The sequence below is a fragment of the Zemynaea arenosa genome (assembly GCF_004614185.1).
GTDB lineage: Bacteria > Pseudomonadota > Gammaproteobacteria > Burkholderiales > Burkholderiaceae_D > Telluria > Telluria arenosa.
Map to the genome: position 1 here is coordinate 1 of NZ_SPVF01000181.1, position 24,181 is coordinate 24,181.

The window sequence follows — 24,181 nt, forward strand, 5'->3', positions numbered from 1 at the left end:
GGCCCAGCCCGCGCGCAACGGCGCGCCCGCGGTGGCGGCGGCACCGGCGATCCCCGGCTTCGACAATCTCACCGGCAGCGTGGACGCGACTCACAAGGGCGGCCACGTGGACCTGGACGCGCCCGGCCTGGTGCTGCAGCTGCCCGGCTACTTTGCCGACCCGGCCATGCCGTTCGACGCCTTCAAGCTCGACGCGCGCTGGACCTTTGCCAGGAATGATCAGCTGGACGTGGACATCGGCCAGCTGGCCTTTGCGCAGGGCGCCTTCAAGGCCACGCTGCAGGGCCGCCACACGATGCCGCTGGCCGGCGGCCACGCGGGCACGGCCGACCTGCAAGCCACCGTGACCGGCTTCCCGATCGGCCGCGTGGGCCGCTACCTGCCCGTGCAGACCCCGCCGCACCTGCGCGAATGGCTGGCCACCGCGCTGCAGGACGGCACCCTCAACGATGGCCGCATCACGCTCAAGGGCGACCTCGCGCATTTCCCGTTCCGCGACGCCGACCGTGGCAAGGGCGAGTTCCGCGCCGAGGGCCGGATCGTGGACGGCAAGCTGAATTACGAGCCCGCCGAATTCGGCAAGGACGGCAAGGCGCCGCTCTGGCCCCTGGCCGAGAAGATCAACGGCAGCATCGTGTTCGACCGCGCCCGCATGGAAATCCGCGGCGACACCGCGCGTACGCTGGGCGTGGGACTGGCAGACGTGAAGGCGGTGATCCCCGACCTGCTGGGTGACGACTTGCTGCTGGACATCGACGGCACCGCGGCCGGTCCGCTGCCCGAGTTCCTCAAGTACGTGGCGGCCAGCCCGGTGCTGGAATGGATCGGCCACTTCACCGAGGACACGCGCGCCGCCGGTCCGGCCAAGCTGGGCCTGAAGCTGCACATCCCACTGCACCACCCGCACGACACGAGGGTGACGGGCGCGCTGCAGCTGCTGCAGAACGAGATCACGCTGTTCCCGGACCTGCCCGCCGTGCAGTCCGCCACCGGGCGCATCGAATTCTCCGAGCATGGCGTGAACCTGCCGAACGTGGCGGGCACCTTCCTCGGCGGGCCGCTGAGCGTGGGCGGCGGCACCCAGCGCGATGGCGCCATCGTGGTGCGCCTGGGCGGCTTGGCCACCGCCGAGGGCCTGCGCCGCGCCTACCCGGCGCCTGCGATGCAGCGCCTGGCCAGCCACTTCAGCGGCGGCACCCGTTTCACCGGTTTGGTGACGGTGCGCGACCACCATGCCACAGTGACGGTGGACTCGAACCTGAACGGCGCCGGCATCGACCTGCCGGCCCCGCTGCGCAAGAGCGCGGGCGAGAACCTGCCGGTGCGCTTCACGCTGGCGGACCTGCCGTCCAGCACGCCGGACGTGTCCCTGGACGAGATGAAGATCGCGGTCGGCCAGACCATCGCGGGCCGCTGGATCCGCTCGCGCACGGCGAAGACCCCGTGGACCCTGGTGCGCGGCGGCATCGGCGTGAACAATCCGGCGCCGGAGCCGGACAGCGGCCTGCACCTGAACGTGAACCTGCGCTCGCTGAACGTGGACCAGTGGCTGGAGCTGGGCAAGGCGATCGCCGGGCCGGACCGCGAACGCGCCGCGGCGCAGGAAGGCAGCGGCGCCAGCCTGGCGCAGTACGTGGTGCCGGACGTGACGGCGGCGCGCGCGTCCGAGCTGATCATCGGCGAGCGCAAGCTCGACGACGTGGTGGTGGGCGCCTCGCACGGCCGCAACGTCTGGCAGGCCAGCATCGACTCGAAGCAGATCGAGGGCTACCTGACCTGGAACGAGGCGGCCGGCAGCGCGGCGCTGGGCAAGGTGACGGCGCGGCTGGCCAAGCTGGTGATCCCCGAGTCGGCCGCGGGCGACGTCAAGGATCTGTTCGAAGGCGATGCGGGCAAGAGCGGCGCCGCCTCGCAGATTCCGGCGCTGGACGTGGTGGCCGAGCGCTTCGAACTGTTCAACAAACCATTCGGCCGGCTGGAACTGGTGGCGCACAACGCGCTGGTGCAGCCCGGCCGCGAGTGGCGCATCACCAAACTGGCGCTGGACAATCCGGACGGGCAGCTGGACGCGACCGGCCGCTGGGTGGCGCGCGACGGCAAGAGCACGACCTCGCTGAACTTCAAGCTCGGCATCACGGACGCGGGCAAGCTGCTGGACCGGCTCGGCTTCCCGGACACGCTGCGCCGGGGCAAGGGCAAGATGGAAGGCGAGGTCTCGTGGAACGGCGTCCCGTATGCGCTCGACACGCCCTCGCTGTCCGGCCGCGTCTACCTGGACGTGGGCGCGGGCCAGTTCCTCAAGAAGGATCCGGGCGCGGCCAAGCTGCTCGGCGTGCTGAGCCTGCAGATGCTGCCGCGCCTGCTCAAGCTCGATTTCCACGACGTGTTCTCGGAAGGCCTGGCCTTCGATGGCATCATGGCCACGGCGGTGATCTCGCGTGGCGTGCTGCGTACGGACAATTTGAAGATGCATGGCGTGGCCGCCACGGTGCTCATGGATGGCACCGCCGATATCGCCAACGAGACCACCAACCTGCACGTGGTGGTGATTCCGGAGCTGAACTTCGGCACGGGACCGCTGGTGTATGCGCTGGCGGTCAATCCGGTGGTGGGCATCGGCTCCTTCCTGGCGCAGCTGTTCCTGCGGCAGCCGATGATGAAGGCGTTCACCTACCAGATGCAGGTGACCGGGCCGTGGAAGGACCCGGTGGTGACCAAGCTGTCGACCCAGCAGCGCGAGGTGCCGGTGGAGACGCCGTCCGCGCAGGCGCCGCCCGGGGCACCCGCCGCTGCCGCCCCGGCCGCGAAATGACATGGAGAGCATGATGAAGACGACCGTCGCCGCAGTGCAAATGGTGTCCACGCCCGACGTGGACCAGAACCTCGCCACCATGCGCCGTCTGGTGGCCGAGGCCGCCGCTGCGGGCGCCCGGCTGGTTACGCTGCCCGAGTACTGGCCCATCATGGGCATGACCGACAGCGACAAGGTCGGCCACGCCGAGCAGCCCGGGCACGGGCGCATCCAGGATGCGATGGCGGCGGTGGCGCGCGAGCATGGCCTGTGGCTGATCGGCGGCACCCTGCCGCTGGTGTCGCCGGAATCGGACAAGGTCATGAACACCGTGCTGGTGTACGGCCCGGACGGCGCGCCGGTCAGCCGCTACGACAAGATCCACCTGTTCGGCTTCACCAAGGGCGCCGAGTCGTACAACGAGTCGCGCACCATCGTGCCGGGCGCCGCGGTCGGCACCTTCGAGGCGCCGTTCGGCAAGGTGGGCCTGTCGGTGTGCTATGACCTGCGCTTTCCCGAGCTGTACCGCGCGATGGGCGAGTGCACGCTGATCGTGGTCCCGGCCGCCTTCACCCACACCACCGGGCTGGCGCACTGGGAAATCCTGCTGCGCGCGCGGGCCATCGAGAACCAGTGCTACGTGCTGGCCGCGGCCCAGGGCGGCACCCACCAGAACGGGCGCCGCACCTTCGGCCACAGCATGCTGATCGACCCTTGGGGCGAGGTGCTGGCCGTGTTGCCGGAAGGCGAGGGCGTGGTCAGCGGCGCCATCGATGCCGAGCGCATGGCCAGCGTGCGCGCCAGCCTGCCTGCGCTGCAGCACCGCAGACTCTAGCAAGGCCCGATATCCCCTGATATGGCACAATGACCGGCACTGATCAAGGAACTCCCATGAAGCCATTCGAACCCAATCTTTCCGCACTGGCCACTGCACGCAACGTGCTGCTGACCCCGTTCGACCTCGACGAGTCCAAGCTGATCCGCACGCTCGGCAGCATGTTCACCCACAAGGTCGACTACGCGGACCTGTACTTCCAGTTCACCAAGAGCGAAGGCTGGAGCCTGGAAGAAGGGATCGTCAAGACCGGCAGCTTTTCCATCGACCAGGGCGTGGGCGTGCGCGCCGTGTCCGGCGACCGCACGGCGTTCTCGTACTCCGATGAAATCTCCGAGCGCGCCCTCGCGGACGCGGCCGAAGCGACCCGCACCATCGCCCGCGCCGGCTCCGGCCGCATCAAGGTGCCGAAGAGCATGACGCCGACCGGCGGCCGCTCGCTGTACCTGCCCAACGATCCGCTCGATTCGCTGGACGCGACCGCCAAGGTCAAGCTGCTGGAGCGCGTCGAGAAGATGGCGCGCGCCAAGGACCCGCGCGTGGTGCAGGTGATGGCGGGCCTGGCCGGCGAATACGACGTGGTGCTGGTGGTGCGCAGCGACGGCGTGCTGGCGGCCGACGTGCGCCCGCTGGTGCGGGTCTCGGTCACCGTGATCGCCGAGCAGAACGGGCGGCGCGAAGTCGGCTCCTCCGGCGGCGGCGGGCGCTTCTCGTACGACTACTTCACCGACGAGGTGCTCGACAAGTACGCCACCGAGGCGGTCGGCTCGGCCATCGTCAACCTGGACGCGCGCCCCGCGCCAGCCGGCCCGATGACCATCGTGCTCGGCCCGGGCTGGCCCGGCGTGCTGCTGCACGAGGCGGTCGGCCATGGCCTCGAAGGCGACTTCAACCGCAAGGGCTCGTCCTCGTACGCGGGCCGCATCGGCGAGCGCGTGGCCGCCAAGGGCGTCACCGTGGTCGACGACGGCACCCTGCAGGACCGCCGCGGCTCGCTCAACATCGACGACGAGGGCAACCCGACCCAGTGCACCACGCTGATCGAGGATGGCATCCTGAAGGGCTATATCCAGGACACCATGAACGCGCGCCTGATGAAGATGCCGGTCACCGGCAACGCGCGGCGCGAGTCGTTCGCCCACCTGCCGATGCCGCGCATGACCAACACCTACATGTTGGCGGGCGACAAGGATCCGCGCGAGATCCTGGAGTCGGTCAAGCGCGGGATCTACGCGGTCAACTTCGGCGGCGGCCAGGTCGACATCACCAACGGCAAGTTCGTGTTCTCGGCCAGCGAAGCCTGGATGATCGAAGACGGCAAGCTGGCCTACCCGGTCAAGGGTGCGACCCTGATCGGCAACGGGCCGGACGTGATGAACCGCGTCACCATGATCGGCAACGACATGCGGCTGGACGCGGGCGTCGGCGTATGCGGCAAGGAGGGCCAGTCGGTGCCGGTGGGCGTCGGCCAGCCGACCCTGCGCATCGAAGGTGTCACGGTGGGCGGGACCGGCGGTTAAGCACGCCGCCGCGCGGCGCCCCGCCGCCTCCCACGCGAAGCGCGGCTGGCCGCGCTGGTCAACGACGGAGCCCACGTGGCTCCGTTGTCGTTGGCGCCTTTAGAACGTCCAGCGCAGCCCGGCCTCGTAGTAGCGCCCGATCGCGCCCGACTGGTCGAGCGGGTTGTACCCGGCCGCGCCATAGGTCAGCGGGTCGAGCGGCGGCTCGCGGTCGAACAGGTTCTGGATGCTGGCGAACAGCTCCACCTGCTTGTGCAGCTTCCAGCGCCCGGTCAGGTCCACCGTGGTGAAGGAGGCGATCTTGCACCCCGGCGGCGCGTCGCTGCCATCATCGAAGGTGACGGCGCACTCGGCGTCCTCCTTGCGCAGCCTGTTGTCCAGCTTGCCCCGGTAGTTGACGGTGGCGGTCAGCCGCACCGGCCCGCTGTCCCAGCTGAGGTTCAGATTGGCGCGGTCCTTGGGCGTGCCGATGCAGTTGGTGACGTCGCAGTTGCCGTGCGTGCCCGCGAAGTCGGACACCGTGCCGTCCGGCTCGGTGCGCTGCCAGCGGAACAGCCGGGTCCACTTGATGTCGGCCGCCAGCGCCCCGTAGCCGCCGGGCAGGCCGATGCTGGTGCGGGCATCGAGGTCCACCCCGCGCACGTCGGTCTGGTTCGAGTTGATGTAGCGGGTCAGCACCGCGACGATGGGGCCGGGGTCGCCCGGAATGCCAGGCTCCGCCCCGGCCGGGTCGCGCGCCACGTTGCCGCGCTCGATCGCCGCGGTCACCTGCTCCTGGTTGATCTCGTTGGTGCGCTTGATGCGCCAGAAGTCCACCGACACATTGGTGCGCGCCACCGGATCCCACACCGCGCCCAGCGAATAGCTCTTCGAGCGCTCCGGTGACAGGTCCGGATTCGGCGAGGTGATCAAGGCAATGGCGGCCGGGCTGCAGGCCACCTCCACGCCCAAGGCGCAGCGCTGCGGGTCCTCGGCGGTGGAGAAGGCCGCCAGGCCGCCGCGTCCGTTCTCCGCCGGGCTCGGCGCGCGGAAGCCGCGCGCGAACGCGGCCCGCAGCGCGAAGCTGCGCACGGGCGTCCATTTGATGCCGGCCTGCGGATTCCAGGTATTGCCGGTATTCTGGTAGTGGTCGTAGCGCAGCGCGGCGGTCAGCTCGATCTGCTTGACCACCGGGGCCACCACCTCGCCGTACACGGCCTGCTGGGTGCGCTTGCCTTCATAGGCCGAGAAACCCAGGCCGATGATGTTGCCGCGCTCCGTGCCCGTGGTGGGGGTGAGCTCCACCCGGTCGCGCCGCGCTTCCAGGCCCACCGCCACCGCCAGCGGCCCGCCCGGCAATTGGGTCAGTTCGCTGGACCCCTTGACGTCGAACTGCGCCATGCGCGAGGTGGCGTCCGCCGTGATCTCGGGCGACAGCGCGGCGTACACGGCGGGCGAGTTGAGCGCGGCATTCTCGGCGATGCGCCACACGGTGCCCGGCGGCAGCGCCGCATACAGCGGATTGAGCTGGGCGGCGGCCACGTTGGCCGGCGAGGGATTGAGCAGGGCGAAGGTGATGTCGCGCTGCAGGAAGCCGAAGTTGTGGGTGCGGCCCTTGTTCTCGGAATACAGCAAGCCGGTCTCGATGTCCCAGTTGTTCCAGCTCCCTTTCAGGCCCAGCAGGGCGCGCGCGAAGTTGGAGCGGATCGTGGTGTGGCGCGGTCCGACGTCCTGCGCCAGGTAGCGGATGCGGGCGCTGCTGCCGAAGTACGGGTTGTCGGGATGATCCGCGCCCAGCCGGACGTCGGCATTGCTGACCGGACCGCCTGGGTAGCCCACGCTGGCGCTCACGCCCGAGGGGGTGGTCTGGGTGTGCACCGAGGTGACATAACCGTTCACTTCCGCATACGCCTGCCATGCCGGGTTCAGCTGCATGGTATAGCGCGCGTACAGGTTGCCGTTCTCCTGGGACGGCTGGACCTGGCCGAACTGCTGGGTGGCGTCGGTCAGGCAGCCGCCGCCCGGGTCGCCCTGCGGGTGGTTGGTGAAGTTGCTGCACGCCGCGCCGGGAAAGGTGCGGGTGAAGCCGGTGTCAGGGCTGAGGCTGCCGCGGTTGTAGTAGTTGAGGAAATTCGCGGCGTTCTCGTCGGTGGACGGATTGCGCACGTTGCCGCTGACCGAGCTGCCGGATGCGTTGGGCCCGGTGATGGTGCCGAAGCCGGACAGGGTCTGCTGGGCCGAATAGCCCCATGGGCGCAGGTCGCTGCGGCCGACCGCCGCGCGGTCGGCGCGGTCGCGGTTCCAGATCGCGCGCCGCTTGCCGTACTCGACCGTCATCAGGAAGTTGTAGCCGTCCGTGTCCAGGTTGCCGTGCCCGTGGGTGAGGCCGAAGCGGGTGTCGCCGCCATCCTTCTGTTCCGACAGGCCCTGGCTGAAGCGCACCAGGTTGCCCACGTAGTCGCGCCGCAGGATGATGTTGACCACGCCCGCCACCGCATCCGACCCGTAGATGGCGGAGGCGCCGCCCTTGAGGATCTCGACCCGGTCCACGGCGTCCAGCGGAATGATGTTCAGGTCGGTGAACAGCTTCTGCGCATCGTCCGCGAAGCCATAGGACGCGACCCGGCGGCCATTGAGCAGCACCAGCGTGGAGGCCGCGCCCAGGCCGCGCAGCGAGATGGCCGAGGCGCCGGCCGCGAAGCCCGCGCCGAAGCCCATCGGCACCGAGCCCTGGTTGTCGACCGCCAGCGTCTGCATCAGCTCGGCGACATTGGTGCGTCCGGATTTTTCCAGGTCGGCGCGGGTGAGGCTTTGCACCGGCTCGGCCGTCTCGGCCTGGGCGCGGCGGATGTTGGAGCCGGTGATCTCCACGCGCGCCATCGGCGCGGCCTGGTCCGGCGGCGGCGGGGGCGGGGTGGTCGGGGCCTGCGCCTGCGCCGGCAGGGCAGACACGGTCAGCAGCGCGGACAGCAGGGCCGGGAGCGGCCGCAAACGCGGTGGAGGCAGTGGTCGCATGAGGTTCTCCGTATGAGCAGTGATCTGGTTCAACGGGCCCGGGATAGGGCTTGATCCAGCTCTGGAGTCTCGGGTGCCGCGCGCGCTCAACGTCTGACGCACATCAAGGCATCCCAGATCAAGAAATTGAACGTCGCGCCCATGTAACGGAACGTGCAGTGCACAAATCGCTTGCCATGCCTTGCGGAACATTGCTATAGTCGTTCAGACCATGCGTACCGCGACCTTCCACTTTTGGTTTTACTTTAGCGATTCCAGCCCAACGGCGGTGGAGTAGCGGAAGGTTCACGCAGCAACGAAACGAAACGCACAGATTCCAGGAAAACCGCCAGCGATGGCGGTTTTTTTTTACCCCTACGGAGAACGACATGCCCCGCACCGACGATTTGCGCATCCGCGAGATGAAGGAACTGACCCCGCCCGCCCACCTGATCCGGGAGTTCCCGTGCAGCGAGGCGGCCGAGCAGACCGCGGCCAGTGCCCGCATCGCGCTGCACCGCATCCTGCATGGGCAGGACGACCGCCTGATGGTGGTGATCGGGCCGTGCTCGATCCACGACCCCAAGGCCGCGCTGGAGTATGCGCAGCGGCTGGCCGAGCAGCGCGTGCGTTTCAAGGGCGAGCTGGAGATCGTGATGCGGGTGTACTTCGAGAAGCCGCGCACCACGGTCGGCTGGAAGGGCCTGATCAACGACCCGTATATGGACAACAGCTTCCGCATCAACGACGGCCTGCGCATGGCGCGCGAGCTGCTGCGCGACATCAACGAGCTGGGCCTGCCATGCGGGACCGAGTTCCTGGACGTGATCAGCCCCCAGTACATCGCCGACCTGGTCAGCTGGGGCGCGATCGGCGCCCGCACCACCGAGTCGCAGGTGCACCGCGAGCTGGCCTCCGGTCTGTCGTGCCCGGTGGGCTTCAAGAACGGCACCGACGGCAACATCAAGATCGCGGTGGAGGCGATCAAGGCGTCCTCGCAGCCGCACCATTTCCTGTCGGTGACCAAGGGCGGGCACTCGGCGATCGTGTCGACCAACGGCAACGAGGACTGCCACATCATCCTGCGCGGCGGCAAGACCCCGAACTACGACGCCGACAGCGTGGAAGCGGCCTGCCAGCAGATCGCCGGCTACGGCCTGGCCTCGCGTTTGATGATCGACGCCTCGCACGCCAACAGCAGCAAGAAGCCGGAGAACCAGGTGCCGGTGTGCGCCGACATCGCGGCCCAGGTGGCGGGCGGCGACACCCGCATCGTCGGCGTGATGGTGGAGTCGCACCTGGTGGCCGGGCGCCAGGACCTGGTGCCGGGCAAGGAGCTGGTCTACGGCCAGTCGATCACCGACGGCTGCATCGACTGGGACCAGAGCCTGCTGGTGCTGGAAACCCTCTCCCGTGCCGTCCAGCAGCGTCGCCTGCGCCAGGACTGAACGTCCTTTGCGCTACCTCAGCTGGGGTCAGGCCTGGCCGCCCGCCGCCGGGGCCTGACCCCCAGAGGAAACCGGGGCCTGACCCCAATTTTGTTCGGTTGTGACATGGGCCCAGCGATCATGCGGGTTTCGTCTCGCTGAGTGCGCTCGCGAAATGTGAATTCCGGGGAGTGTTCAAGATCCGGGGTCAGGCCTCGTCTATGAGAGGCACGCCTGACCCCGGGGTTGAGGGAGCGCAGGACGGAAAAAAAAACCGCCGGGCGAACCCGGCGGTTTTTGCGTTGAGGCCTGACTAAATCAGAACTCGTAGCGCGCGGTCAGGCGCACCGAACGCGGCTCCTGGAACGAAGTCGGCTGTTTCCAGTTCAGGTCCAGCTGGTTCTCCCCCGGGTTGGTCGAGTTCGACGTCGCACGGCTCCAGTCGCGGGTCTCCGACACCTCGGTGGTCTGGCGCTGGTTGAACAGGTTGAACACGTCCAGTTGCAGGGTCAGCTTGCCTTTGGACAGCTTCGGCATGTACGCGAACGACACGTCCACCGACGAGGTCCACGGCGTACGGCCGAAGGTCCCGCGGTTGTGCAGCTCGGCCAGCTTGGTCGACTCGTTCAGGCAGTAGTACGAGGACGGGGTCGAGTAGCCGGCCGCGTCGTCGAAGTCGGCGGCGGTCGGCGGCACGAAGCCGATGCAGCTGATCGGACGGCCGGAGGCCAGCGTGCCGTTGAAGCCGACGCGCATCTCGTCGTTCAGCATGTAGTAGCCGTAGGCCTTGAACACGTGGCGGCGGTCGTTGGCCAGGTAGCCGTCGGCGCCGTCATCCAGGGACGCGAAGTCGAAGTCTTGCGACACGCCGGCGTCTTCCTGGTTGATGGTCGAGTTCACATAGCCTTCCGCGGTGCCCTTCGACTGCGACAGCACGTACGACAGGTTCAGGCCCCACTTGCCGTCGAACGGACGGTCGAGGGTGAATTCCAGCGCCTTGTAGGTCCGGGTGTACTTGCCCAGGCCCGTGTATGAGGCCGGGAAGGTCACCGGGATCAGGTTGCCGTCGGCCTTGGCGTCCACCATCAGCTTCACGTCGTTGCCCGGATTGATGATCATGCAGGTGGCCATGGTGCTGACGTCGAAGTCAGTGTAGCCCTGCTCGATCATGTACTTTTCGAAGCCGCTGTGCTGGCAGTAGTCGTCCATGCCGTTTTGCACCTTGCGCGAGATGCCGCGCACACCGAAGCTCCAGCCCTTGGTGATCGACTTCTGGAAGCCCAGGATGTATTCGTCCTGCGACATCGGCTTGAGGTTCATGTCGGCGATGGTCGACGGATCCGGCAGGTTGCCGTCATCCACCTGCACCAGCGGGCCGATCCGCGCACCGAGGCCGGTCGGGGCCGCGGTGACCGGATCCATGCCGGTGTAGGTGAACCATTCGTCGGTGCCGAACTCGCCGCGGGTCGCGCGGATGTTGGTGTTCGACGCCACCGGGATGTAGTAGCGGCCGGCGTTACCGTAGACCTTCAGGCTGGCGTCGCCATTGACGTCCCAGGAGAAGCCCAGGCGCGGGGCGCGCAGGCGCTCGGCCTTGACGAAGCTGTCGCCGTCGCCGTTGCGGTTGTCGAACGACTCCCAGCGCAGGCCGCCGTACAGCAGCAGGTCCTTGGTGATCTTCCAGTTGTCCTCGATGTACAGCGCGTTGTTCTCGACTTCGAACTCGCCCGAGGTGGAGCGGCGGATACGCTTGCGCACATAGTTCACGCCCGGCCCGATGTTGGTGCCGTTGATCACGCCGGAGGCGCCGGTGGTGCCGTAGCGCCAGTAGACGTCACCCGAGAAGGTGCCGCCGGCGGCTTTCGAGGTGAACAGCTGGTTGTCGACACCGCCGCGGAAGGTGTGGTTGTTCCACACGTAGTCCACGTCCAGGCGCCAGGCCTTGCGGTTGTCCTGGTCTTCACCGGCGTTCGGGTCTTTCCACGCTTCCTGGCTGAACGGCTCTTTCCAGCAGCCCAGCAGGTTCACGTTGGCGTCGTACACGGTCGGGCACTGCAGCGCCGAGACGCGCGCGCCGTAGGTGGTGTCGACCTTGTCCTTGACGCGGCCGACCAGGGCCGACACGGTCAGCGCATCGGTCAGGTAGCCGGTGTACTTGCCGATCAGGGTGTAGCCGCCGCCTTCGATGGTCGAGGCTTCGCCATTGCCCTGGTGCGAGGTGTGGTAGCCCTCGTAGCCGGCGTAGTCGGTGTAGTCGTACTTGCGCTTGGTGGTGATGCCGGTGAACTCCAGGCGGTGCATGTCGTTCGGCGTCCAGTCCAGCTTGATCATGCCGTTCGGCTGGCTGTTCTTGCGGTGGTAGTCGTTACCGTTCTGGAACACGTCGATCTTGTCCTGGCGGCCTTCGATGATACCGAAGAAGAACAGCTGGTCCTTGATGATCGGGCCGCCCGCGTAGGCGTCGAAGCTCAGGTAGTCCTGCTTGTTGGGCGACTGGTACACCAGGTACTTGCCGCCTTCCTCGTTCAGGTTCAGCACGTCCTTGTTGCTGGAACGCAGGCTGTCCGGCTCCCAGATCACGGCACCGCCGGCCTGCCAGGTGTTGGTACCGCGCTTGGTGGCGATCGAGATCACGCCACCCAGCGAACGGCCGTACTCGGCGCCGTAGCCGCCCGACTTGACCTGCTGCGAGCCAATGGCATCGAAGGGCAGGTTGGCGTAGGACAGGAAGTTGCGGATGTTGGTAACGTCGAAGCCGTTGATGTAGTAGCCGTTCTCTGCCACCGACGCACCGGCGAAGGCGGGCAGGCCGCCGGCGCCCAGGTCCGGGTCGCCCTTGACCACGCCCGGGGCCAGGATGGCCACGGCGTTGACGTCGCGCGCCACCGGGAGTGCGCGCAGCTGTTCCGACGTGAACACGGTGTTGGTCTCGACCGAGGAGACATCGATTGCGCTGCGGGTGCGCGAGATCACCACGGTGTTGGTCGGCGCTTCGCCTACCAGCGACACGGCGGTACCGGAACCGATCGACACGGTGACGTCACGGGTGACGCCGTTCGAGGTCACGTGGTAGCTGCCCGGCGGCAGCTTGGCGGCGCTGAACGAACCGGAGGCGTCCACAGTGATGGTGCGCTCGAAGCCGGTTTCCGGAGCAGCGATGACCACCTTGGAACCGGGTTGCGCCTTACCGTAGATCGAACCTTCAGAGCTCTGCGCATAGGCGGTGGAGGACAGAACCAGTCCCACCGCCAGCGCGACAGCGGTGCGTTGCAGCACCGTTGCGTGTACTTTCATAAGCACTCCCGAAATGTATTTGGATATTTACTGGATGCGGCAAATGTCCTACGGCACATCTGCATGCATACCCGCAGCAATTTATACATTCCGTTACTACTCCGTCAAATTAATGTTCCGCTAAGGTTTATGACGCAGATCAAAAAACAACATTTGTAACTGGTATTGAAGGTTTGTGACCAGGAATAAAAAAAGGCGCCGGAAATCCGGCGCCTTTCCGTGACAGCGCAGTCCGGTCAGAACTGGTAGCGCACGCCCGCCTTGAAGTAGCGGCCGATGGCGCCGGACGCGTCCATCGGGTTGTAGCTCATGCCGCCGTAGGTGAGCGGGTCGAGCGGGGCCACCTTGTCGAACAGGTTGGCGATCGAGCCATACACCTGCAGGTTGCGGCTGACGTTGTAGCGGGCCGACAGGTCCACCGTGGTGAACGAGGCCAGGCGGCAGTCCTTGTTCGGGGCCGGGGTGCCGTCCGCGAACTTGGAGGCGCACAGGTCGCCCGCGAAAGCCACGTTCTTCATGTCCGCCCGGTAGTTGGCCAATGCGGTCACGCTCCAGTCGCCGCGGTCCCAGGTGGCCGACAGCGCGATCTTGTCCTTCGGCGTGCCGGCGCAGTTGGAGGTGTCGCAGTTGCCGTGCGTGCCGGCGAACTGGTATTTCACCGTGGCCGACTCGGCGCGCAGCCAGGAAGTCAGGTGGGTCCAGTTCAGGCCCATGGTCAGGCGGCCCCAGTCACCCAGCTTGAGGCGGTCCTTGACGTCCAGGTCGACGCCCTTGACTTCCGTGTAGCTGGAATTGCGGTACGGCGACTGGGTGATCAGCAGCGAGCCCGAGTTCGGGATCACGTTGCCGGCGGCGTCCTTCAGGTTGTTGTCCAGGCGCAGCGCGGTCGGCAGCGCGGCCGACTCGTTGTACGGCATCGGGTTGATCTCGTTCTCACGCTTGATCTTCCAGGCGTCCACCGCCACCGACAGGCCATCGATCGGGTCCCACACCATGCCCAGCGTGTAGCCCTTGGACTCCTCCGGCTTCAGGTTCGGATTGCCCAGCTTGACCGCCGTGACCGACAGCGAGCAGTCGTTGGACGAGGCGCCCGGCGCCGGGGTGCCGCCCGGGCAGCGGACCGGGTCGCGCGCGGTGGCGGTACCGACCGAGGCCGAACGGGTGCCGGTTTCGGCCGGGCCCGGCGCACGGAAGCCTTCCGAGTAGGTGCCGCGCAGCGCGAAGTTGCGCAGCGGGGTCCACTTGAAGCCCAGCTTCGGCGTGGTCGACTTGAAGCCTTCGTAGTGGTCGTAGCGGGCGGCGGCGTTCAGCTCCAGGCCCTTCAGCACCGGGGCGGCCACCTCGACGAACAGCGCGGACACCTTGGTGTCGCCGAACGCGGCCGTGTAGGAGGCGTTGATGTCGCCGGTCTCGGTGCCGGACAGGGTCGGGTTGCTGACCTTTTCGTCGCGGTGTTCGGCGCCCACGGCCACCCCGAGCATGCCGCCCGGCAGTTCGATCACCTCACGCGAGGCCTTGATGTCGAAGGTGTTCAGGCGGGTGGTCGAGTGCGAGGTGGCGTCGCGCACGATGGCCGCGTACTGGGCCGGCGTGTTCTTGCTCGCCTGGGTGCCGAGGTAGAACGGGAAGTACGGGCTCTTCGGGTCGCCCAGCGCGGCGAACAGCACCTTCATGTTGATCATGTTGGTGTAGCGCAGGTCCAGCGCCGACTGCGAGTGGGTGATGCCGGTGTCGATGTCCCAGCCGGCATAGCTGCCCTTCAGGCCGACCACGGCCCGCTTGAACTCGTTGTTGGCATAGCGTACCTGCGGGCCCACGTCGAAGAACGAGTAGCGCACGCGGGCGGTGGCGCCGAACGGGTTCTGCGGGTGAGTGGCCGCCAGCGCCATGGTGGTGCCGGCGCCCGAGCTCCAGTTCAGCAGGTTGTTGGGCGGGTAGAAGAAGGTGCCGGTGGCGCTCGGCGGCGTCATGGTGAAGTGGGTGTCGCGCTTCGAGTAGCCGAGTTCGCCGTACAGCTGCCAGTCGGCCGACAGGTTCTTGGTGGCGCGGGTGTACAGGTTGACGCCGTCGATCTGCGGCTGCATCGCGCGGAACTGGTCCGAGTGCCACACGCAGCCGTTGGCCGGGACCGGCTGCGGCGAGGTGGTGAACTGGGCGCAGCCCGGCAGGTAGACGTATTCGCCGGTGGCCGGATTGCGCACGGCGCCGGTCGGGGTGTTGCCGGCGGTTCCGCCGCGCACGTCGCCGTTGGCGAACTGGGTCGCCAGCGGATAGCCCCAGGGGCGCAGGTCGCCATGGCCGATCCAGGCGCGGTCGGCGCGGTCCTTGTTCAGGATTTCGTTGGACCTGTAGGCTTCCGCGTTGACCAGCACGTTGTAGCCGTCGCTGTCCAGGTGGCCCATGCCCCAGGTCACGGCACCTTTGGCCTGCTCGTTGTCGCGGTAGCGCGACTGGCCGCCTTCGACCTTGACCACGGTGCCGGTGAAGTCCTTGCGCAGGATGACGTTGACCACGCCGGCGATCGCGTCCGCGCCGTAGGTGGAGGAGGCGCCGTCCTTCAGGATCTCGATGCGTTCCACCGCTTCCATCGGCACGGTGGACAGGTCGGTGAAGGTCTTCTGGCCGTCATCGGCGCGGGCGAATGGGGCCATGCGGCGGCCGTTCAGCAGGACCAGGGTCGAGGTCGCGCCCAGGCCGCGCAGGGACACGGCGGTGGAACCGGCCGCGAAGCCGTTGCCGAAGCCGGTCGGCAGTGAGCCGGCGCCATCCACGGACAGGGTCTGCAGGTACTCGGCCACGGTGGCCTTGCCGGACTTTTGCAAATCCTCGCGCGACACCACGGTCACCGGCGACGCCGTCTCGGCCTGCGCCCGCTTGATGCTCGAGCCGGTGATCTCCACGCGCTGGATCGCGCCGGTGTTGGCGGCGGCGGTATCCTGGGCATAGGCCGTGTGAGCCCAACCGATCGTCGCGGCCGCCAGGGTGACAGCCTGTGCGAGCGTTGTCTTTTTAATCATGAAACCTCCAAATTTGTGCTGCGTACAAGAAGCGTATTTGGACCAATGTTTTACGCGGAGCGAGAATATTTATATCGCTCAATGGTCCATCTGCATATGCATATGTCTCGAAAAGGCATTTCTATAACATTTTCGAGCGCCGCCATCTGACCACTCCGCTTGCGAGGGTGTCAATATATGTATGTACATATGTCGGCATAAATACAACACTTTCTTCACACGGCCGGGGTCACCCCAAGTTATTGGGGGCCACAAAAGTTGAGGCCCCGGCTGCGGCAAAAACCGCTATCGTTACGGTTTTGCATGAAGTGGAGCAGCGGATGAAGGTTCTCCAGGCGGCGCGGTGGCTCACCGCGGCACTCTTGGTGACGATGTGGGTCGGATTGGCGGCAGCGGCCCCGGTCAAGACGCTCCGCTACATCATCCCCGCCGCCGAAACCGGCTTCGACCCGGCCACCGTGCGGGATCTGTACTCGAACCACATCGTGCAGGCGGTCTTCGAGAGCCTGTACACCTACGACTACCTGGCCCGCCCGGCCAAGCTGGTGCCCGCCGCGGCCGCCGCGTTGCCGGACATCTCGGCGGACGGCAAGACCTACACCATCCGCCTCAAGAAGGGGATCCTGTTCGCACCCGACCCGGCGTTCCAGGGGCGGCGGCGCGAACTGACCATGGCGGACTTCGTCTATTCGTGGGAGCGCCTGTTCGACCCGCGCCTGTCCTCGCCGCACGCCTGGCTGTTCGAAGGCAAGATCGTCGGCTTCGACGCCGCCGGGCAGGCGGCCCGCAAGGCCGGCCGCTTCGATTACGCGCGCAAGGTGCCCGGCTTCGAGATCCTCGATCCCTACACCTTGCGTATCCACCTGACCCAGACCGACTTCAATCTCGGCATGATCCTGGCGCACCAGCCCACCGTGGCGGTGGCGCGCGAGGTAGTGGAAAAATATGGGGACGTGAAGGGCGAGGTCCCCGCCAACCCGGTCGGTACCGGCCACTACCGGCTGACGGAATGGGTGCGCGGCGCCCGCATGGTCCTGGAGCGCAACCCGGTGCACCGGCCCGAGACCTGGGACTTTGCGCCGGGGGATGACCCCGAGGACGCGCGCATCGTTGCCCAGATGAAGGGCAAGCCGGTGCCCGCCATCGACCGCATCGAGGTCGCCGTGCTGGTGGAGGACCAGGCCCGCTGGCTGTCCTTCCAGAGTGGCGGCACGGATTTGTTCTGGCTGGACGGCCCGCTCGCGCCCAAGGCGCTGGTGGGCGGCAAGCTGCGCCCCGAGCTGGCGGCCAAAGGCATCCAGCTCTCCCGCCTGATCGATGCGGAGACCACCTGGTATTACTGGAACATGCAGGACCCGGCCCTGGGCGGCTTCTCGAAGGAGCGTATCGCCCTGCGCCGCGCCATCGCCATGGCCCACAACGTGGACGAGGAAATCGCCATCGTCTGGAACGGCCAGGCGCGCCGTATCGACTACCCGATCCCGCCCGGTGTGGTGGGGCATGACCCCAACTGGCGCTCGCTCAACCCCTACAATCCGGCGCTGGCCAACAAGCTGCTGGACCGCTACGGCTACAGGAAAGGGCCGGACGGGTGGCGCCGCCAGCCCAACGGTCAGCCGCTGGTCGTCCATTACGTCTCGCGCACGGAACTGAATGGCGTGCTGCAGGCCGAGGTCTGGCGCAAGACCTACAATGCGCTCGGCATCCAGATGGTGAATGACCGCATGATCTTTGCCGACCTGCTGGCCGCGGAGCAGCGCTGCAAGGTCGCCACCCGCAACGGCCAGTGGCAGGCCGACTACCCGGACGGCGACAACTTCATGCAGCTCTACTACGGACCGAACTCTCACTCCAACAATTTTGGCTGCTACCAGGACCCGGTCTACGACAAGCTCTACGAGCAGGCCCACAGCATGCCGCCGGGCCCCGAGCGCGACGCCATCTACCACAAGGCCGTGCGCCGCCTGGAAGCGATGGGCGCCGAGAAGATGGGCTACGCGCGCTACCGCAACATGCTGGCCCAGCCCACGGTCCTGGGCTACAAGAAGCACCCGATCCTGCTGCAGGAATGGGCCTATATCGACCTCGACCCGTCACTGGCGAAGAAGCCGTGACGTTTTATTGACCGCCAATGCTTGCCTATATCCTCCGCCGCCTGTGGCAGATGCTGCCCACCATGGCCGGTGTCGTGGTCCTCGTGTTCGTGCTGTTCAACTGGGTGGGCGGGGACCCTTCGTACATTTTGGCGGGCAAGATGTCCAACCCCGAGGCCATCGCCAACATCCGCAGGCAGCTGGGCATCGACCAGCCGTACTGGGTGCAGCTGTGGATCTTCGTGAAGCAGATCGTGACCTTCGACTTCGGCAGCGCCTGGAGCACCGGCGAGCCGGTCTCGCACATCATCGCCACGCGGCTCGGGCCTTCGCTCACGGTGCTGGTGCCGCTGACGATCCTGGAAACCGTGATCGGCATTGCGCTGGCGCTGGCCATCGCCTTCGTGCGCGGCTCGCTGACCGACCGCGCGGTGATGGTCGCCTGCACGGTGGGCATGTCGATCTCCATCCTGGTCTACATCATCGTCTTCCAGTACACGCTGGCCTACAAAATGGGGCTTTTCCCGGTGCAGGGCTGGGGCGAGCACTTTGGCGAGAACCTGCTGCGCTATGCCACGCTGCCGATTTTGATCGGGCTGGCGGTATCGATCGCGCCCACCCTGCGCCTGTTCCGCACCTTCGTGCTGGATGAAGTGAACCAGGACTATGTGCGCACCGCGCGCGCCAAGGGCCTGTCCGAACGGCGCGTGATGTGGGTGCACGTGCTGCGCAATGCGGCCATCCCCATCATCACCTACGTGATGTCCAACCTGCCGGCGCTGCTGATCGGCGCCTTCCTGCTGGAGCGCTTCTTTGGCATTCCGGGCATCGGGCGCGAGGTGATCCTGGCGGTCGAGCGCAGCGATTTCCCGGTCATCAAGGCCATCACCGTGTACGTGGCCGCGGCCACCATGATCTTCAACCTGCTGACCGACCTGCTGTACCAGGCCGTCGACCCGCGCGTGCAACTCAAATGATGGATACGGCTTACCAGACTTCCCCCGGCCTGTGGGCGCTCGCGTGGCGCCGCCTGCGGCAGGACCGCATCGCCATGTTCGCGCTGGCGGTGGTGGGGGCCTTCCTCGTGCTGATCGCGCTGTCCGGCGCTGGCTTGATTGCCGCCGACTGGGAGCAGGAGGTCGGCGTCAATTACGCGCCGCCGACGTTTGTGGGCGCGGATGCGGCCACGCACGATGCCGCCGCCAGTGCCGCCGTGGGCGAGGCCCCGCCCAACGCTTTCGACCCGCTGGCCGACGATATCGCCGTCCTCAAGCAGCAGCTGGGCCGCACGCCGGATGACAGCCCGGTCGAAATGTACGGCATCGACGATCCGCTGGCCAGGGACATTGCGGAACTCAAGGCGCAGCTGGGGCAGGGCGCCCACGGTGGCGCGGCCGCGGCCAAGCGCGAGACGCTGCCCTTCGGCGCGGACAAATGGGGCCATGACGTCATCAAGAAGACCATCAAGGGCGCCGAGACCTCGATCGTGGTCGGCCTGGTGGCGGCGCTGGTGGCAGTGGCGCTGGGCACCCTGTTTGGCGCCTTCGCCGGTTTCTACGGCGGCCGGGTGGACGACTTCTTCACCTGGTTCTACTCGATCTTCACGTCGATTCCGTCGATCCTCATGATCCTGACCGTGGCCGCCGTGCTGCAGCAGAAGGGCGTGCTCACCATCGTGCTGATCCTCGGCCTGACCGGCTGGACCGGCCCGTATCGCCTGATCCGCGCCGAATACATGAAGCACAAGGCGCGCGAATACGTAATGGCGGCGGATGCCATCGGCGCGTCCTCGCTGCGCAAGATGTTCTCGCACATCTTCCCCAACGTCTCGCACATCGCGCTGGTGCAGATGTCGATCCTGGTGGTGGGCTTCATCAAGGCGGAAGTGATCCTGTCCTTCCTTGGCTTTGGCGTGCCGGTGGGCGTGGTGTCCTGGGGCTCGATGCTCAACGAGGCGCAGAACGAACTCATACTCGGCAAATGGTGGCAGCTGACCGCCGCCGCCTGCGCGATGGCGGTGCTGGTCACGGCCTTTTCCCTGTTCACCGACGCCCTGCGCGACGCGCTCGATCCGAAACTGAAATGACTGCCGTGACCACTCCGCTCCTCAGCGTGCGCAACTTGCGTGTGCATTTTAAGCTCGACAAGAAGACCACCTTCGAGGCCGTGAAGGGCATCTCCTTCGACGTCCCGCGCAACAGCACCGTGGCGCTGGTCGGCGAATCGGGCAGCGGCAAGTCGGTCAGCTCCCTGGCCGTCATGGGCCTGCTGCCGCCGCTGACTTCCATCATCGACCCGCAATCGTCCATCCTGTTCGATGGCCGTGAACTGCTGCGGACCTCGGTCGCCGAGCGGCGCCGCCTGTGCGGCAAGGAGATCTCGATGATCTTCCAGGAGCCGATGTCGTCGCTGAACCCCGTGTTCACGGTCGGCTTCCAGATCGGCGAGGTGCTGCGCCAGCATATGGGCATGAACGCGAAGCAGGCCCGCGCCCGCACGCTCGAGCTGCTGGACGAAGTGGGCATCCCTGATCCAACCGCGAAGATCGACACCTACCCGAGCCAGATGTCCGGCGGCCAGCAGCAGCGCGTGATGATCGCCATGGCTATCGCCTGCGAACCCAAGCTGCTGATCGCGGACGAGCCGACCACCGCGCTGGACGTCACGATCCAGAAGCAGATCATGGAGCTGATCGCGCGGCTGCAGAAAAAGCACCAGATGTCGGTCCTCTTCATCACCCACGACCTGGGGCTGGTGAGCGAGATCGCCGACCGCGTGATTGTGATGCGCCACGGCGAAGTACGGGAGGAGGGCGCGGCCGCGCAGGTGCTGGAGCAGCCGGAGGACTCGTACACCAAGGCGCTGCTGCATTGCCGCCCGCCGCTGGACGCGCGGCCGATCCGCCTGCCCGTCATCGACGACTACATGCAGGGCCGCGCGCTGCCGCAAGGCGAGCGGCAGCGCGGCTACACGGCGGACGACGACACCGTGCTGGTGGTGCGCAACCTGGCCAAGAGCTTCTACGTGCGCGAAGGCCTGTTCGGCAAGCGCGAATTCGGCGCCGTGAAGGACGTCTCGTTCACCCTCCCGCGTGGGAAGACCCTGGGTGTGGTCGGCGAATCCGGCTCCGGCAAGACCACGGTCGGCCTCACGCTCCTGCGGCTGCACCAGGCCACCGGCGGCACCGCCATGTTCGAGGGCCGCGATCTCATCTCCATGAAGGATGCCGAGTACCAGCCCTACAAGCGCCGCATCCAGATCATCTTCCAGAACCCGTACGCCTCGCTGAACCCGCGCTTCACCGTCGGCCAGATCCTGCTGGAGCCGATGCGCATCCACCGCATCGGCGCGGATGACCGGGAGCGCGAGCAGACCGCCATGCAGCTGCTGGAACGCGTCGGCCTGCCGGCGCAAGCCTTCCACCGCTATCCGCACGAGTTCTCCGGCGGGCAGCGGCAGCGCATCGCCATCGCGCGCTGCCTGACCATGAAGCCGGAAATCCTGGTCTGCGACGAATCCGTGTCGGCGCTGGACGTGTCGGTGCAGGCCCAGGTCCTCAACCTGCTGCAGGACCTGCAGGATGAATTCGGACTCTCGTACATCTTCATTTCGCACGACCTGTCCGTGGTCCGCTACATGTCCGACCAGGTGATGGTCATGCACCACGGCGAGGTGGTCGAAATGGGCAACGCGGACGAGATCTACACCAATCCGCAACACCCCTACACAAAGACACTGCTCGCGGCGATCCCCGGCCGCGCAAACTGATACCATGGCAGCATGATTGCGCTGCTCGACAAATATGGCGTCTTGCTGGTCTTCCTCACCGTGCTGGTCGAGCAGCTCGGCTTGCCCATACCTGCTTATCCGATCCTGATCGTCGCCGGAGCCCTGGCGGTCACGGGCAAGGTGTCGCTCGTGCTCACCGTGGTGGCCGCGCTGGCGGCCTGCCTGATCAGCGATATCTTCTGGTTCCGCGCGGGCCGCTTCTACGGCAAGCGCATTTTACGGCTGCTGTGCCGCATCTCGCTCAACCCCGACTACTGCGTCAGTCAGACCGAGGACCATTTCGCCCGCCACGGCGCCAAGTCCCTGCTGGTGGCCAAGTTCGTCCCGGGTTTCAATACCATGGGGCCACCGCTGGCCGGTGCGCTGGGCATGCCCGCGCGCCGTTTCGTCGCCTTTGCACTGGGCGGCGCAGTGCTGTGGGCCGGGGGCGGCATCGCGCTCGGCACGATTTTTTCGTCGCGCGTGGACGACGTGCTGGCGACGTTGTCCACCATGGGCTCGACCGCGCTGGTGGTGGTGCTGGCGCTGGTCGGCCTGTTTGTGCTTTTCAAGTACATCGAGCGGCGCCGCTTCCAGCGCAAGACGGACATCGAGCGCGTGACCATGCAGGAGCTGGTGGCGCTGATGATGGCCGGGCACAAGCCGATCATCATCGACGCACGCAGCGACACCGCACGCCAGCTGGAGCCGGCGATTCCGGGCGCGCTGATCTTCAACGACTGCGAGCCGCAGGAACTCATGGCGGGGATCGACAAGGACAAGCACGTCATCGTCTACTGCAGCTGCCCGAACGACGTGACGGCGGCGCAGGTGGCCAGGCAGTTCCTCGCCAACGGCTTCCACAAGGCGCGCCCGCTGCAGGGCGGGCTGGATGCCTGGAATGAACACAAGCTGAATAACACGGCGGTGTGACCCTGCCGCTGTCCGCCGCAATTCCGATCAAATCCCCCTCCTTGGCCAGTGCTAGAGTGGCGCCCATTCGTCATTGGGGCCGTTCATGAGCATCGTCGCCAAAGCGCTGTGGTACATCGAGAATAATTTTGCCGATGGCGCGCTCACGCTCGACTCTGTGGCCGCCGCGTGCAATGCCTCGCGCTTTCATCTGACGCGGGCATTTGGCGTGGCGACGGGCTTCTCGCTGATCCGCTATGTGCGGGCGCGGCGCCTGACCGAGGCGGCGCGCGCACTGGCGGCGGGCGCTCCGGACATCCTGGCGGTGGCGCTGGATGCGGGGTATGGCTCGCATGAGGCGTTCACGCGGGCGTTTCGCGACCAGTTCGGCCTCACGCCGGAAGCGTTGCGGGAGCAGGGGCACTGCGACGGACTGGTGTTGATACCGGCGCTGCGGCTGGACCATCGCACCGAGCCGCCGATGGCCGCACCGCGGCTGATCGAGCACGCGGCCTTCACCATTGCCGGGCTGCGCGAGCGCTACACGCCAGAGACCGTGGCGGGGATTCCGGCGCAGTGGCGGCGCCTGGCCGCTTTCCCGCCGCCGCGCGAGCGGGCGAGCCGCTACGAGTTCGGCGTGTGCACGGGGAGCGATGGCTGCGGGTTCGATTACACCTGCGGGATCGAGGTGACGGGCTACGCCCCGGCCGGGCTGCAGCTGCTGCACGTGCCGGAGCAGTATTACGCGGTGTTCTTCCACGCGGGGCACATCTCCGCCATCCGCATGACCTTCCGCGCCATCTTCGACGAGTGGCTTCCCGCGTCCGGCCTGCGCCCGACCAACGGGGCCGACTTCGAGCGCTACGACGAGCGCTTCGACGTGACGACCGGCGATGGTGGCGTCGAGATCTGGGTACCGGTGGCACATCAATGAGCGAAAATATGAACAAGAACGTGATGACCAATCTGGCGCTCGCGGTGGCGGGTGGCCTTGCGTTGCGGTTTGCTTTCAGCCTGCACCCGGTGTGGTGGCTGGCCTGGCTCGCGCCCGCGCCGGTGCTGGTGGCGATGCTGCGCAGTTCGCGCTGGCAGGCGCTCGGGCTGGCGGCGCTGGCGAGCCTGATCGCCGCCAGCTCGCGGTACCACTACGCGGCGCTGCTCATGCCGATGCCCGGCGCGCTGGTGATGATCCTGCTGCTGGCGTTCCTGTGGTTCGCCGTGCTTGCGCTCGCCCGCCGGGCGATGGCGGCTCCCGATGCGTCGCCTTGGTCCGTGCTGGCCTACCCGTTGCTCTGGTGCGCCGCCGACACGCTGCTTGCGCACCTCACCCCGGACACCAACTTCGACAGCATCGCCTATTCGCAGGCCGGGTTCCCGCCTGCCGTGCAGATCCTGTCCTTGACCGGCGTCGCTGGCCTCGTGTTCGTGCTGTCGCTGGTTCCTGCTGTGCTGGCGCTGGCGATCGTGCGCGGCTGGCGCCCGCTGCGCGGGCCGCTCATGCTCGCGGCCGCGCTCACGCTGGCCACGTTCACGTTCGGCGTTGTGCGCCTC

At 66.9% G+C, this 24,181-nt stretch carries 13 protein-coding genes and 1 pseudogene; 11 read left to right on the forward strand and 3 right to left on the reverse strand.

Translation table 11 applies throughout. The features are described 5' to 3' along the window. From E4L96_RS14355 to tldD, 3 genes are all read left to right on the forward strand, one after another. The coding region (locus E4L96_RS14355; protein ID WP_135207912.1) for a YhdP family protein at positions 1-2,812 on the forward strand (2,812 nt) is incomplete at its 5' end. Between the two features lie 13 nt (positions 2,813-2,825). Further along, positions 2,826-3,626, forward strand: a complete 801-nt coding sequence (locus tag E4L96_RS14360) for a carbon-nitrogen hydrolase family protein (RefSeq protein ID WP_370660748.1) — start codon at positions 2,826-2,828, stop codon at positions 3,624-3,626. Between the two features lie 56 nt (positions 3,627-3,682). Then, positions 3,683-5,146: a metalloprotease TldD gene (gene tldD / locus E4L96_RS14365; RefSeq protein WP_135207914.1), complete on the forward strand. Its 1,464-nt coding sequence runs from the start codon at positions 3,683-3,685 to the stop codon at positions 5,144-5,146. Positions 5,147-5,245: 99 nt separating this feature from the next. On the opposite strand, the gene E4L96_RS14370 is transcribed toward tldD, so the two are convergent. Then, positions 5,246-8,140, reverse strand: a complete 2,895-nt coding sequence (locus E4L96_RS14370; RefSeq protein ID WP_135207915.1) for a TonB-dependent receptor — start codon at positions 8,138-8,140, stop codon at positions 5,246-5,248. Positions 8,141-8,508: 368 nt separating this feature from the next. Between E4L96_RS14370 and aroG the strand changes: the two genes are divergently transcribed. Next, positions 8,509-9,567 (forward strand): 3-deoxy-7-phosphoheptulonate synthase AroG, encoded by a 1,059-nt coding sequence (aroG, locus tag E4L96_RS14375; protein WP_135207916.1) that lies wholly within the window; start codon positions 8,509-8,511, stop codon positions 9,565-9,567. Positions 9,568-9,864: 297 nt separating this feature from the next. On the opposite strand, the gene E4L96_RS14380 is transcribed toward aroG, so the two are convergent. Further along, the gene (locus tag E4L96_RS14380) at positions 9,865-12,840 is read right to left on the reverse strand and encodes a TonB-dependent receptor (protein ID WP_135207917.1); all 2,976 of its coding nucleotides are present in this window, start codon (positions 12,838-12,840) and stop codon (positions 9,865-9,867) included. A gap of 236 nt (positions 12,841-13,076) precedes the next feature. Continuing rightward, complete coding sequence (locus tag E4L96_RS14385; RefSeq protein ID WP_135207918.1) at positions 13,077-15,857, reverse strand: TonB-dependent receptor; 2,781 nt, start codon at positions 15,855-15,857, stop codon at positions 13,077-13,079. A gap of 320 nt (positions 15,858-16,177) precedes the next feature. Here E4L96_RS14385 and E4L96_RS14390 point away from each other — a divergent pair, with 320 nt between their 5' ends. The 7 genes and pseudogenes from E4L96_RS14390 to E4L96_RS14420 form a co-directional block, all read left to right on the forward strand. Further along, on the forward strand, positions 16,178-17,971 hold the full coding sequence (locus tag E4L96_RS14390; protein WP_135207919.1) for an ABC transporter substrate-binding protein: 1,794 nt from the start codon (positions 16,178-16,180) through the stop codon (positions 17,969-17,971). Between the two features lie 17 nt (positions 17,972-17,988). Beyond that, positions 17,989-18,927: an ABC transporter permease gene (locus E4L96_RS14395; RefSeq protein ID WP_135207920.1), complete on the forward strand. Its 939-nt coding sequence runs from the start codon at positions 17,989-17,991 to the stop codon at positions 18,925-18,927. Continuing rightward, positions 18,924-20,036 carry an ABC transporter permease gene (locus E4L96_RS14400; RefSeq protein WP_135207921.1) on the forward strand — a complete coding sequence of 371 codons (1,113 nt, stop codon included), beginning with the start codon at positions 18,924-18,926 and terminating at the stop codon, positions 20,034-20,036. The genes E4L96_RS14395 and E4L96_RS14400 overlap by 4 nt, the downstream gene beginning before the upstream one ends. Continuing rightward, positions 20,033-21,718 (forward strand): ABC transporter ATP-binding protein, encoded by a 1,686-nt coding sequence (locus E4L96_RS14405; protein ID WP_135207922.1) that lies wholly within the window; start codon positions 20,033-20,035, stop codon positions 21,716-21,718. The genes E4L96_RS14400 and E4L96_RS14405 overlap by 4 nt, the downstream gene beginning before the upstream one ends. 12 nt (positions 21,719-21,730) lie before the next feature. Continuing rightward, positions 21,731-22,651 carry a VTT domain-containing protein gene (locus E4L96_RS14410; protein WP_135207923.1) on the forward strand — a complete coding sequence of 307 codons (921 nt, stop codon included), beginning with the start codon at positions 21,731-21,733 and terminating at the stop codon, positions 22,649-22,651. 85 nt (positions 22,652-22,736) lie between these two features. Further along, positions 22,737-23,564: an AraC family transcriptional regulator gene (locus E4L96_RS14415; RefSeq protein ID WP_135207924.1), complete on the forward strand. Its 828-nt coding sequence runs from the start codon at positions 22,737-22,739 to the stop codon at positions 23,562-23,564. Between the two features lie 8 nt (positions 23,565-23,572). Continuing rightward, positions 23,573-24,181 (forward strand): annotated as a pseudogene (locus tag E4L96_RS14420) (hypothetical protein); the annotation flags it as partial.